The sequence below is a fragment of the Sorangium sp. So ce836 genome (assembly GCF_028553905.1).
GTDB classification, from domain to species: Bacteria; Myxococcota_A; Polyangia; order Polyangiales; family Polyangiaceae; genus Sorangium; species Sorangium cellulosum_D.
Map to the genome: position 1 here is coordinate 7,359,138 of NZ_CP102233.1, position 13,007 is coordinate 7,372,144.

Annotated in this window: 9 protein-coding genes; 4 read left to right on the forward strand and 5 right to left on the reverse strand. The window is 72.2% G+C overall.

What is annotated here, in order from left to right:
• Positions 1 to 21: 21 nt before the first annotated feature.
• The 5 genes from NQZ70_RS26445 to NQZ70_RS26465 form a co-directional block, all read right to left on the reverse strand.
• Positions 22 to 1,104 carry a hypothetical protein gene (locus NQZ70_RS26445; RefSeq protein WP_129576685.1) on the reverse strand — a complete coding sequence of 361 codons (1,083 nt, stop codon included), beginning with the start codon at positions 1,102 to 1,104 and terminating at the stop codon, positions 22 to 24.
• Positions 1,105 to 1,296: 192 nt separating this feature from the next.
• Entirely contained in the window at positions 1,297 to 2,109 is an 813-nt protein-coding gene (locus NQZ70_RS26450) for a HugZ family protein (protein ID WP_129576686.1), read from the reverse strand.
• A gap of 142 nt (positions 2,110 to 2,251) precedes the next feature.
• Positions 2,252 to 3,859 (reverse strand): peptidase M10, encoded by a 1,608-nt coding sequence (locus tag NQZ70_RS26455; protein ID WP_129576687.1) that lies wholly within the window; start codon positions 3,857 to 3,859, stop codon positions 2,252 to 2,254.
• Positions 3,860 to 4,380: 521 nt separating this feature from the next.
• Positions 4,381 to 6,207: a B12-binding domain-containing radical SAM protein gene (locus NQZ70_RS26460; protein ID WP_129576688.1), complete on the reverse strand. Its 1,827-nt coding sequence runs from the start codon at positions 6,205 to 6,207 to the stop codon at positions 4,381 to 4,383.
• Positions 6,208 to 6,232: 25 nt separating this feature from the next.
• The gene (locus tag NQZ70_RS26465) at positions 6,233 to 7,507 is read right to left on the reverse strand and encodes a glycoside hydrolase family 1 protein (RefSeq protein WP_129576689.1); all 1,275 of its coding nucleotides are present in this window, start codon (positions 7,505 to 7,507) and stop codon (positions 6,233 to 6,235) included.
• Positions 7,508 to 7,719: 212 nt separating this feature from the next.
• Between NQZ70_RS26465 and NQZ70_RS26470 the strand changes: the two genes are divergently transcribed.
• The 4 genes from NQZ70_RS26470 (at position 7,720) to NQZ70_RS26485 (ending at position 12,940) form a co-directional block, all read left to right on the forward strand.
• The gene (locus NQZ70_RS26470; protein WP_129576690.1) at positions 7,720 to 8,445 is read left to right on the forward strand and encodes a tetratricopeptide repeat protein; all 726 of its coding nucleotides are present in this window, start codon (positions 7,720 to 7,722) and stop codon (positions 8,443 to 8,445) included.
• Between the two features lie 158 nt (positions 8,446 to 8,603).
• The gene (locus tag NQZ70_RS26475; RefSeq protein WP_129576691.1) at positions 8,604 to 8,999 is read left to right on the forward strand and encodes a hypothetical protein; all 396 of its coding nucleotides are present in this window, start codon (positions 8,604 to 8,606) and stop codon (positions 8,997 to 8,999) included.
• A gap of 87 nt (positions 9,000 to 9,086) precedes the next feature.
• A complete protein-coding gene (locus NQZ70_RS26480) occupies positions 9,087 to 10,784 on the forward strand; it encodes an AAA family ATPase (RefSeq protein WP_129576692.1) in 1,698 nt (565 codons plus the stop codon).
• A 374-nt stretch (positions 10,785 to 11,158) separates the two neighbouring features.
• Positions 11,159 to 12,940, forward strand: a complete 1,782-nt coding sequence (locus NQZ70_RS26485) for a hypothetical protein (RefSeq protein WP_129576693.1) — start codon at positions 11,159 to 11,161, stop codon at positions 12,938 to 12,940.
• Positions 12,941 to 13,007: the final 67 nt, after the last annotated feature.

Sequence of the window (13,007 nt, forward strand, 5' to 3'; positions counted from 1 at the left end):
GATCTTCGCCCTATGCGTCGATCATGACCGCGCTCGTCCTGCGCGTTCGGGAGGCTCGCGCCGGCGGATCGGCTCGGCGAGCCAGCGCACCAGCGCGTCGGCGTCGAGATCGAGCAAGGCATCCTCGACTTCGGCCGGCCCGATCGCCAGCGCGCGCTCGACGATCGAGCGCTCCTCCTCCGCGGTCGGCCGGCGCCCGACCCGCCGGATGAAGAGGCGGCCGAGCAGCTCCGCGATGGCCTTCTGCGCCCCCTTCTGCTCGCCCCGCCTTTCACCCCGCTTCTCGCCCCGCCTTTCACCCCGCTTCTCGCCCCGCTTTTCACCCCGCTTCTCTCCCCTCTTCTCAGCTCTCTGCGCGGCTCTCTGAGCCGCTTGCCGCTCGGCCTCCATGATCATTTCGCCGATCATCGGAATGCTCCGGAGCAGCTTCTTCTCCGTCTCCCTCTCCCTGTCGTCGAACAGCATGGCGAGCTCCTCCCGCAGATTATGTCCCCAGGGGTCGATGGCTGCCATCACCAGCAGCGCGGTGTATAGCTCGATCCGCTCCTCGCCGGTGGCTGCCCGCGCGTGGATCTCCTCGACCACCTCCCGCATCGCCGCCGCGGTGGCGTCCCGAGCGAGCGGCGCGAACGCCAGCCAGAACACGCTGCCGCGCGCCCGGAGCTCGGCCACGGTGCGCTGGTAGACCGCGTCGATCCGGAAGTGCGTGCCGCTGAACCGCCGCCCTGGCCACGCCGTGCGGCGCGCGCCGATCGCGGGCAAGCGCCGCCTCCGGCCCGAGAGGACCACGGCCACGCTCTCGATCGGCGGCACCGGCTCCCCTCGTGCCTCGGCGCGCAGCGCGGTGAAGAGGGAGCCGAGGTACTCGAAGACCTGGTCCGGCACGTCGTCGCGCAGCGAGAAGCAGAACTCGACGTGCAGCACGCGCAGCTCGCCGCCGACACGCAGGCGCAGCGCCTTGTCGAGGCGTCGCTCGAGCTTCGTGACCTGGGAGTCGACCCAGCCGAGGACCTCGACCGACCGGCGCTCAGGGACGAATGCGCGCGCCAGGTCTCCAGGGCGCCTCCGGGCGATGTGGCGCAGCGTGACGTCGGCGTTTCCCATGCGGCGCGCGATTGGCAGGTCGCGTGCCGGGGGAACGGCGCGCCGAGATCCGCGCGGTACGGCGGATATTCTGGGCGAAGAGGCGCGCTCGGGCGGTGGCGGCGCCATGGCGGCGGCGCCGCCGCCTCGCGGGCGCGCCGCCGGGCGCGCTCGCGGAGGTGCGAGCGCGATGCCCCTCCTCGCGCGCGGCCCTCAGGCGCTGCGGCCCCGCGCTTCGCGCACGAGCGCCACCATCGCCTTGCGCACCTCGTCGCTCGTGGAGACCGGCGCGTCGAACGCGAGCCGCGCCGCCTTCGGCCCCGCCGGCGTGATGACGTCGAGCTCGAAGCCGTAACGGTCGACCGAGGTCATCGTCGCGCCGGTGGCGTCCTTGATGCCGGCGAGGGCCTTCGCGTACGCGAGGACGGCATCGGCGTGATCGGTGTTCATGTGCTCGAGGATGCGCGCGGCGTCGGGCGCGAGCGGATCGGGCTCGGCGGCCGCGTAGTCGGCGGCGTCGACCCACGACATCCGGCCGAAGCCGCCGACGTAGCGGATCGACACGGGGTCGAGCCGGTAGAAGGAAAAGTCCGTGAAATCGACGTAGTACGAGGCGCGCGGGTGCGCCGCGAGGAAGGTCGTGCGGGCGGCGGCCGCCTCGGCGGCCTCGAGAGGGCGGCACGGGCCGATCAGCGTCATCCGCCCGAGCGCGAGCGGATCCGCCCGGCCCTCGGCGGGCTCGGCGACGAGCAGCGACGCCTCGGCGCGAACCTTGAGGTTGCCCGTGTGCTCGGCGAGCGCGGAGAGCAGCAGCAGCGGCCGCCCGTGCGCGTCCACGGCGGCGGTGACGAGCGAGCCGTAGGGGTAGCCGGCCGGGTCCCGCGCGAGCGTGCACAGCGTGGCCGTGCGGGCCCGCTGCGCCAGGGTGCGGCAGCGCTCGGCGTGGCTCGGCGACGGGGCCGTCTGTGCAGAGGGCGCTGTCTCAGGGGTGGAATCAGGACGGCCGTGGTCTGCGCTCTTCGACATGGAGTGCGGGTAGCACACCCACGGGGCTGCCGGGAACCTGCCCGGTCGGCGGCGGCTTCAGGGGCGCTCCGCGGTGCGTCGCGCTCGATCTGCTCGACGGCGGAGCGAGCGCCCGCGCTCCCGCGGGGCGGGGGGCGTCGCGCTACGGCTTACCCACGTAGGTCCAGTTGTTCCCTACCTCATTGTAAACCCAGATGTCTTCGGCGTTCGTCTCTGTGGCGTACAGATCGTGCGTGCCGTACAGGCGCGCCGCTGCGCCGCCCACGTAGCTCCAGTTGGTCCCGGTGCCGTCATAGCGGTAGACGGCGCCGGCGTCCGGCGTGAGGGCGTAGAACGCCCCATTGGCTTGTCCTTGCCACTGCCTGCCGGCGCTGCCGACCGTCGTCCAGGTCGTGCCCGATCCCGAGTACTTTTTCAGCGTCTGCCGGTCCCGCGTCAGGCCGTACATCGACGAGCCCGCGCCGAACAGATCCGCGAATGCACCGCCGACGTTGGTCCACGTACCCGAGAGGCGCCGCCAGACCTCGCCCTGGTCGACGCTCAGGGCATAGAGCGAGCCGGAGCCGGCCGTCGACTCGAACGACGCGCCGGGACCGGCGATGTTCGTCCAGGTGTTGGTGGTGGCGCTGTATTTGTAGACGTCGCCGTCGGAGTTGGTCGCGCACAGCGCGCCTTCGCAGACGAAGATCTGGTTCGCCGAGCCCCCGATCGTCGTCCACGTCGTCCCGGAGCCGCTGTACTCGAGGACGTTCCCGAAGCTCGACCCGAGCGCGTAGAGGGTAGTTCCGATGGTGAGGAACGCCTGCACGGGTCCGCTGACCTTCGTCCACGTCGAGCTGCTCTTCTTGTAGATGTCGCCATTGGAGCGCTTGCGGGCATACAGGGTCCCCGAGATCGTCGTGTCAGCGACGTTCGTGGGCGCCTCGTAGAGCGCCTGCGCTCCCTCGATGTCGCGCTGGGACAGAAAGAAAGCCCCGGTCGTGTTGGTGCTGCCTTGGCACGTGGTACGGTGCATGACGGAGAGCGAATCGTACTCGGTCACCAGTTCCGCGGTTGACGTGGGATCCTCGCATGGCGAGCCGGGCACATGGATGTGCTCATGGTCGAACCCGAGCACGTGTCCCAGCTCGTGCATGATGACGCCGATGGGCTGGCGCCAGTCCGTCGACCAGGTGGGATCCCAGGTCAGCAGGAACTCGCGCCAATCGCGCGGCCAGTCCGGATAAAATGCAAAGCCATTGCCGGGGGGCGGCGCCGGTGAGGTGACGTTGAACTTCACGTTGTTGTTGGTGTTCGTGCAGTTCGTGTCCTGGGCGACCACGTGGACGAAGCGGACGTTGGCGGCGTTCTCCCACGCTGCGGCCGCCTGCTGCATGGCGTCCACGACGCTGTTGTAGTTGGCGCCGAACGCGGACTGCGATACGCAATAGGTCAGGCTCAGCCGGTCGGCCCGGCTCCAGATGTTGTTGGAGCTGCCGATCCGAGTGACGGTCAGGGCGCCGGAGGGGGAGTAATGATCCTCGTAGAACTTCCGGATCCCCTCCTCGCCGCGGAGCGGTATATCACCCTCGGCGACCCAGACCCCCTTCGACGGCAGCCAGACCAGCGTCTTGCGGAACTCTTCGTACGACAGGAGCGGGCGCTGCCCCGCCGTCGCGACGAGCTCCTCGTCGGCCGTGTCCTCCTCGGCCGTGTCCTCCTCCGCCTCCGCCGAGTAGCATCCGACAAGCGAGATGGGCCCGAGCAACAAGCCAATTGCTATGAAAGGACGCGAGTATGCGGTAAGCGACACGTTCGAATCTCCAAGTGATGGTGAAGCCACGCACCGCGCTCGGTGCCGCCGCTCCGGCCATGCGCATCGCGACTTCCAATGGATGACGAGCCGCCTTCGGCTCTCCCCATCCGGGCGCGCATAAAGCAACGACCGTGCCATCTCGCGATGCGACAGCCCCTCCTGCGTGGGACGACGCCCCGCGCGACTTCACCGCACGGGATGACGTCGATTCCAGCCGAGGCGCGCTCCATCAGGAAGCCCAGCAGACCAGCGCCCGGCGGGGCAGCCGCCACGAGCCACGGTGGCACGTGCCAGCTCGGGGATGGCACGGGGTGGCACCGTGCCATCTGCCTGCCCGCGTGCGACGTTTTATGGCATCGGCCGCACCGGCTCGAGCTTCCGACGGATCTCGCCCGCCCGATCCATCCTCTCGCGCAGGCGCTGGACCGAGCGCCGCCAGGTGATCTCTGCCGGCCTGCTCGCCGCGCCGCCCGGCGCTACGGCACCACCCGCAGCCGCCCGCGCTGCGCCGCCGCGTCGCGCCCGCCCGCCTCGGCCGGCCGCGCCGGCGCGGGCCGCGGCGCCGCCGGCGGCCACACCGCGAAGTCCTCCGGCAGCGGCCCGGGGAGCGCCGGCTGCGCCGTCCGCTCCAGCAGCTGGAAGTCGCAGCGCGCGACGAGATCGAGCGGCAGCCCCCGGTCCGGACCGCCCTTCGCGTACCATGCCCGCGCCGCCTGCACGTTGCGGATGAGCACCGCGTGCTGCGGATCGCGCTTCGCCGCCGCCGTGAAGTGATCCTGCATCGCCTGCCAGTCGCGCCGCGCCGCCGCGACGCACGCGAGCGCGTTGTAGGCCAGCCCCGGCAACGGATACCCGAGCTCCAGCGACCGCGCCGCGTGCCGCTCCGCCAGATCGAGCCGCCCCGCGTCGAGATAAGCGATCCCGAGCTCGAGGTGCGCCGCGTGATGATCCCCGAGCCGCGCGAGGATCGCCCGCCGCTCCTCCACCCCCTCGCGGTAGAGCTCGCGCAGCCCCTTGTTCTGCTCGAACCACGCGCTCATCAGCGCCGTGTCCGCCTCCGAGGCGTCGAACGGGGTCTTGAGCTCCTGGAAGTCCCCGCGGAAATACACCTCGCGCTCGAGCCAGCCGGCCGCCTCCGCGTCGTCGAAATCCCTCGTCCCCGGGTAAATGGACAGGCACGAGAAGATGTACTGATGCGGCTTCGCCGCCTCCAGGAACGCGAGCGTCTCCCGGAACGTCTCCGCCGTCTCGCCGCGGTTGCCCAGCATCATGTAATAGCGGACCTGGATACCGTACTTCTTCGCGAGCTCGGTCGACTCGATGATCTTCTTGACCGTGATCTTCTTGTCGATGTTCTTCAGGATGGACGGCGAGCCCGACTCGACCCCGAGGCTCAGGCGCTGGCAGCCGGCGAGCCGCATCTCCCGGAGCAGGTCGTCGCCGAGGACGTCGACGCGCGTGTCGCAGCTCCACAGAAACGAGATCTTCCGCTCGCGGATGCCGCGGCAGATGTCGATGACGCGCTTCCGGTTCGTCGTGAAGGTGTCGTCCTTGATCTGGACCATCTTCACGGGCAGCTTGTTCACCGCGGCCTCGAGGGCGTCGAGCACGTAAGGCACCGACTGGCCCCGGAAGCCGCGGCCCCAGGTCGTCTCGGCCCCGCAGAACGTGCACGCCCAGGGGCAGCCGCGCGAGGTCATCACGATGTGCGTGGCGTAGTGGTCGTGCGGCGACTCGAGCGCGTCGAGGTCCTCGATCGCGGCCCGGGGCGGGCCGAGCTCGACGCGGCCGTCGACGCGGTAGGCCGTGCCGGCGATGCCGAGCGCCGGCCGGCCGGCCTCGAGGCGCTCGAGGAGCTCCAGGAACGCGAGCTCGCTCTCGCCGAGCGCCACCGTGTCGATCTCGGGGTGGTGCCGCAGCATCTCGGCCGCGAGCGGGGTCGCGTGCGGCCCGCCGACGATGATGTGCGCCGCGGGGTGGAGCCGCCGGATGCACCGGGCGGTGAGCGCCACGCCGCGCCGGTTCGCGGTCCAGCACGACATGCCGAAGACGTCCGCGTCGAGCTCGCGCACGACCCGCTCGACCTGCGAGAACGGGTACGACGAGAGGTTCAGCACCTTCACCTGGTGGCCCGCGCGGATCGCCTGCGCGCCCAGGGAGTAGAGCCCGTACGGGGTCTGGTGGAAGTCCGGGTCGAGGTCGCCCTCGCGGTAGTCCGCCGGCGGGCCGTCCCCGCTCGTGTCGGGCGCCTCCCCCGGCGCGGGGATCTTCCAGGGCGGTGGGTAGAGCAGCGCGATGCGCATCGGTCCTGCCTTTCCGGTGCTGGGGTCACGCGGGCGCGGCGCCGCGCGCGAGCGAGGCGCCGGCGGCGTCGATGCGGCGCGCGCGCGCGATCCGCGCGTACAGCTCGGCGCTCGGCCGGGGGCTGCGCTCCTGGGTCGCGCGGTCGACCTCGACCAGCCCGAAGCGCGGGGCGTAGCCCTCGGCCCACTCGAAGCTGTCGAGCAGCGACCAGTGCATGTACCCGCGCACGTCGACGCCGCGCCCGATCGCCCGCGCGACCTCGGCGAGGTGCCGCACGAGGAAGCTCGGGCGCTGGTCGTCGTCGGCGTCGGCGATGCCGTTCTCGGTGATGTAGATGGGGACCCGGGCGCGGGGCCACCAGGCGTCGAGCACGTAGCCGAGCCCCTCCGGGTAGATCTCCCAGCCGAGGTCGCTGACCTCGGCCCCCTCGGGGACGAGGCGCCGGAGGAAGCCCGCGCGCGCGTGCGCCGCGGAGAAGCGGACCAGGTCGCGGCTGTAGTAGTTCACGCCGAAGAAGTCGTGCAGGCCGCTGTCGCAGACGGCGCGCGCGAACGCGTCGTTGAACAGCCGCTCGAAGAGCGCGGCCCACATGCGGTCGGCGAGGCGCCCGAACCGCTCCGGCTCGATGACGCGCAGGTGGTGCGCGACGCCGACCGAGATGGGGTGGCCGCGGCGGCCGGCGGCCTCGTGCATGGCGCGGTACATGGCGGTGTGGGCGCGGAAGAGGTTCTGGTGGGCGCGCACCGCCTCGACGGGCGAGCTCCGCGCGGGGGGCCAGACGCCGAGCAGGTGGGCCTGCAGGGCGAGCATGTTGGGCTCGTTGATGGTGACCCAGAGCTGGCAGAGGTCGCCGAGCGCCTCGACGGCGCGCTCGGCGAAGCGCGAGAGGAGCGCCGGCAGATCGTGCGAGAGCAGGCCGCCGCGCTGCGCGACCCAGCGCGGCAGGGTGAAGTGGTGGACGGTGACCATCGGGGTGATCCCGGCCTCGAGGTGCGCGCCGAGCACGTCGCGGTAGTGGTCCCACGTGGCCGGATCGAACTCGCCCGGCTCGCGCTCGACGCGGGCCCACTCGATGGAGAGCCGGTGGGCCCCCATGCAGAGCCGCGCCTGGAGCGCGACGTCCTCGCGGAAGCGGTGCAGCTGGTCGCACGCGTCGTCCGGCGTATCGCCGCCGCGGACGCGCCCCGGCTCGCGCGCGAACGCGGCCCAGTCGCTCTGCGCGCAGTGCCCCTCGACCTGAGTGGCAGAGGCGGCAGTGCCGAACAGGAAGGCGTCCGGGAAGCACAGGTCCTCACCCATGGCCGCGCATCCTACGCGAACTCGCGCCGGGCGGCTGCCTTCCGCGCGAGGAGCGCGGCCGCCGAGGCGCGCTGCGCTGCGGCGTGACCGGCGCGACCGGCGTGCCGCGTACGGCGGCACGCAGCGGGGCGGCGCGCCGGTGGAGGCGGGCGGCGCGCCGGGCGCGGGGCGGCGATTGCCCGATCGACCGGGCGCCGGTACGCTGTCGACCGGTGCGCGCGGTGCGAGGCGGAGGTGCGGCGGGCGCAGGACGGGGCGCGCGCGCCCTCGCATTCGCCGTCGCCACGGCGCTGCTGCACGAGGCCGCGCCGGCCCGGGCGGACGGCGTCGGCTGGGCGACGGCGCAAGCCGCCGAGCTGACGCGGCAGGCCGAGGCGCGCGTGGCGGCCGGCGAGGCCGACGTGGCGCTGTCGCGGTACCTGGAGGCGGTCCGCTTCGACGCCACCTACGGTCCGGCGTACCTCGGGCTGGGCGCGCTGTACGAGCGGGCGGGCGATCCGCGCGAGGCGGAGCGCACTTATACGGTGGCGCTGGACCACGTGCGCGGCTTCGTCGAGGGCTACCGCGCCCGGGCGGCGCTCCGGGGGCGCGAGGGGCGGCGCGACGAGGCGATCGCCGATCTCGAGGCGGCGGTGGCGCTCCGGGGCGACGACGCCGGGCTGCTCCAGGAGCTCGCGGCCGCGTACGTGGCCGCGGGGGCGCTGCCGGCGGCGCTCGGCGTGTCGCGGCGGCTGTCGGCCCTGGCCGCGCAGGCGGGCGATCCCGCCCGGGAGGCCGCGGCGCGGACGCAGGCGCGCGCCCTGTCGGCGCTCGTCGGCGAGGCCGATCCCGTGCGGGCGGGCGGCGCCGACCGCGGCCCGGTGCGGCGCGCGCTGGCGCTGTACGCCACGGCGCCGGCGCGGGGGCGGGCGGCGGATCCGCGGCGCCAGGGGCGGTGATCGGGTCCGCGCCGGATACCGCAGCATCGTCCGCGTCGGACAGGGGATCCGCCCCCGATACCGCGGCATCGTCCGTGTCGGACGGGGGAGCAGCCATTGAACGGTGAGGGCTCCTGTGGCTAGCGATCGGTCGACGCCAGCCGAGGAGGAGCCCTGTTATGCTCTTGATCACCGGAGAGGATCCCGTCCTCACGGAGCAGGTCTGTGGTGGGCTGTCGCAGCGAGGCATCGCGCACAGCCGGGTGGACGAGGCCCACGCGATCCCGGTCGAGGCGCTCCTCTCGGCGATCCTGCGGGCGGTGTCGGGCGAGACGCCGCAGGGCACGATCGTCGACGTCGCCGCCTCGCCGGAGACGTCGGTGCTCGAGGTGCTGGCCCGGGCCGGCGCGCGGCCCGAGCTCGCCCGGGGGCTCCGCTCCCGGATCGGGCGGTGGTTCGGGCAGGCGATCGCGCGGGCCGACGGGGCGGACCTGCGGATCGACGGCGTGGCGGCCGGCGCGGGCGAGGCGCGGCAACGCACGCCGGCCGAAGCGATGGCGGCGGCCGGGCCGTAGGCGTAAGCGCAGCAGGGCGAGCGCGGGTGCCGGGGCCGGGACGCTGGCTTGACCTCGCGCCGTCCGGACAGCATACGCCTAGGACCCATGTCCCTCCGCGTCGCGCTCGGCATCGACGACTTCCGCCAGCTCCGCGAGTCCGGGCTGGAGTACGTCGACAAGACCCACCTCATCCGCGAGCTGATCGACAAGCAGGGCGTCCAGGTCGTCCTCCTCCCCCGCCCCCGGCGGTTCGGCAAGACGCTGAACCTGTCGACGCTGCGCTGGTTCTTCGAGAAGCGGCAGGAGGACCTTTCGCGGCTCTTCGAGGACCTCTCGATCTGGCAGGCCGGAGAGCGCTATCGCGCGCACTTCCAGCGGTATCCCGTCATCTACCTGACGCTGAAAGGAGCGAAGCAGGAGACGTTCGAGCGCTGCTTCGCGGCCCTCCGGGAAAAGATCGTCGCGCTCTACGACCAGCACCGCTACGTGCTCGACAGCGGCCAGCTCGGGGACGTGGAGCAGCGCCGCTACCGGGAAGTGCTGGACGGCACGGCGTCCGAGGCGGTGTATGGCCGCGCGCTCTTGGACCTGTCCAGCCATCTCCACCGCTTCCACGGCGAGCGCGTCGTGATGCTCGTCGACGAATATGACGAGCCCATCCACGCCGGTTATCTCCACGGCTACGCGCCACGGATCCTCGATTTCGTGCGCACGTTCCTCACCGAGGGGCAGAAGGGCAATCCGCACCTCCACCGGGCCGTCCTCACCGGCATCCTCCGGGTGGCGCGCGAGAGCATCTTCTCGGGGCTCAACAACGTGGTGGTCTATTCGCTGCTCCGCTCGGACTTCAGCACCTGCTTCGGGTTCACCGAGCCCGAGGTGGAGGCCTTGCTGGACAAGGCCGGCCGGCGCAGCCTGCTGGAGGTGATCCGCGCCTGGTACAACGGGTACGATTTCGGCGGCGCGGTCATCTACAACCCCTGGTCGATCCTCAGCTTCCTGGAGGGGAGAGACGCGGATCCGCTCCCCTTCTGGCTCGGCACGAGCTCCAACGATCTCATCCAGAAGGTGATCGAGGAGCACGCCGTCACGCTGCAGCCCGCGCTGGAGGTGCTGATGGAGGGCGGCGAGATCGAGCGCGTGCTCGAGGAGAACGTGGCCGTCGGCGACCTCGCGCAGAACGAAGACGCGCTGTTCGGGCTGCTGGTCTTCTCGGGATATCTTCGCGCCGAGAAGCGCTCGCGCGGGCCGGGGGAGCAGCCCGCGCACGCGCTGAAGATCCCGAACCGCGAGGTGCGGCTGCTCTACACGGGCACGTTCCGCCGCTGGGCGGAGGCGCGGCTGAAGCGGCAGGGCACCAGCATGCAACGGCTCCTCGCCGCGCTCCTCTCGGGCGACGCGGCGGGGTTCGAGGCAGAGCTCCAGGCCTTCGTCACCGACGTGCTCTCGTACCACGACGCGACGAGGGTCGACCCGGAAGCGGTTTACCACGGCTTCGTCGCCGGCCTGCTGGCCGCGCTCGAGCCAGGCCACCAGGTGCGCTCGAACCGCGAGTCCGGACAGGGGCGCCCCGACGTGATGATCCGGCCGGCGCAGCCCGGTCGGCCCGGCGTCGTGCTCGAGCTCAAGGTCGCCCGCGCGCCGCGCGTGAGCCTCGATCGGGCGCTCGACGAGGCGCTGGCGCAGATCCGGACGCGAGGCTACGCCGCCGAACTGCGCGCGAGCGGGGCTGTGCCGGTCCACGCGCTGGCCGTCGCGTTCGATGGGAAGGTCGTCCGGGTGCGCGCGGAAGCGCCGGGATAGGTTCATACACTCCGGGCTGGTCCCACCCACCAGGAGTCCAGCAAGGGATCCGGAGAGAGAGGGAGTTCGACGCAAAGGCGCTACGCCGCTGCCGCCCGGCGCGCCGCTCCCGGACGCGACGCCGGCGGAGCCGCCAGCCCCGGCGCGCTCGAGCCGTCACCCGGGGGCTCGCCGGCGCCGCAGCTCACCGCAGCGCCGGCGTCGAGCAGACTGCACAAGTGCCAGAGGAGCAGAAGTCGACGCATCGTCGCACGCTCCTGCTGCAAGGAGTTGCCATCTCCGGTCTCGGAGCTCGGGGCGAAATGCATTAGGGTCGATCGGCAGGTCGAGGTGCGGAAGGGCGCCGACCCCCGGCGCCGAGTGGGAGCAGCGCGATGCACGAGATCGATTTCTACAAGCTTCCGCGCGCCATTCAGGACGGCGTGCTCGAGGCGTTCCGCGGGCAGTTCGCGCCGGCGCCGATCGTCAGCCGGCTCGGGACTCGGCGCACCGTCGTGGCGTGGCTCGCGGTCAGCGCCGCGGCGGGCCTCCTGCTGGCGGCGCTCTGCGCGGCCGGCTTCGGCGACGTCGACAGCGCCCTCGCGCTCCACCCGACGGCGGCGGCCGCCGCGTACGTGCTGCTCGCCGCGACCACCGCCATCGGCGTGCTCCAGGCGCTCGCCTACAACGCCGACGTCATCACGCTGCCGTTCGCGCCCGGCCTGTTCGTCTTCCCCGCGAACCTGATCGACGCGCGCGACCACAGGCTCCGGGTCTTCTCGCTCGCGGAGCTCTCGCGCGTCTCGGCGGACCCTCGGGGCGCCGTGGTCCTCACGTTCGGCGGCACGCGGCACGCATTTCCCCTCGAGGACCCGTCGCGCTCGGGCGACGTGATCCGGGAGATCGAAGCGGCGTGGAGCCGCATGAAAGCGAGGCCAGACACCGCGGAGCTGCGCCGGCTCGATCCACTCGAGCCGCCTGCCATCGAGAGCCCGTTCGCGTCGTCGATCCCGCTCTCGCGCGAGGTCCCGGGGTGGCAGAGCTATGCATGGCTCCTCGCGGCCGCGGTCGGCGTCGCCCTCGGCTCGGGGCTCTTCTTCCTCCGCAACCGGATGAGCGACGCGCGGATGTACGCCGCGGCGCGGGCGCGCGACGACGTGGCCGCGTACCAGCGCTACATCGCCCGCGGCCGCGGCCACGGGGAGGTCGTCTCGCAGGTGCTGCTGCCACGGGCCGAGCTGCGCCTCGCGGTGGCGAAAGGCTCGGTGGAGGCCATCGACGACTTCATCCGCGCCTACCCCGAGACGGGCATCCAGGCCGAGGTGGCCGCGGCCCGCCGCGCCGCGCTCGCCGCGGCGCTCGAGCGGGCGCGCGAGGTGGGCACGCTCGCGGCGCTGCGGGCGTTCGCGGAGCGCTACCCGAAGCACGGCCTGGACAAGGCGTTCAACGACGCCAGGCACGCGCTCTATGCGCGCGCGCTCGACCGGTACAAGGGCGAGATGCCCGAAGGGGGCGAGCGGAACGCGGACTTCGTGCGGCGGCTCCTCGCCTACGCGGAGCGCGTGGGGCCCGAGAGCACGCCGCAGGGCCTCCGCGGCCCGGCCGTCCAGGTCCGCTTCCGGCGGCTTCCGTCGCAGGACCTGAAGCGCGCCGACGAGCTCGTGATGAAGAGCCCGATGTTCCGCGGCGTGACGTCCCTGCCGACGCGCTACGTGGATGCGACCCGCCTCGATCCCCAGGAGAAGCGGACCGCGTCGGCGCTGGCGGAGGGGCTCGCGCGGGGGTTCGAGCCGGAGCTCGTCACCTTCGAGCCGGGCCCGCCCTTCGAGGGCTCCCCCGAGGCGCAGCTCTCCGTGACCTCCCCCTCCCTCGTGGTGAGCTATCGCGTCGAGTCGTCCGGGCTCGCCTATGGCAGCAAGAAGCCGCAGATCATCATCATGGGGCTCAAGCTCTTCTTCAAGACGGAGCTCATCTTGCCCGGAGACGCTCAACCGCTGCTCACGAGCCACACGATCGCGCGGCGCGTCCCGGCTGGGCTCATCCAACAGCAGGCCGCCTCCCCGCCCCCTGGGGCCCTCGAGGCCATCGTCTACGAGGCCATGATGCGCGAAGCCTTCATCGAGCTCGGAGAGCGCTATCTCTCCACGTGGTTCCGGAAGCGCGACGAGCCCCAGTGAGGGTGGACGAGCTCCTCTGAGCTCCTCGTACCGTACGCGACCTGCCGGAGCGGGCTTCGGAGGCCAT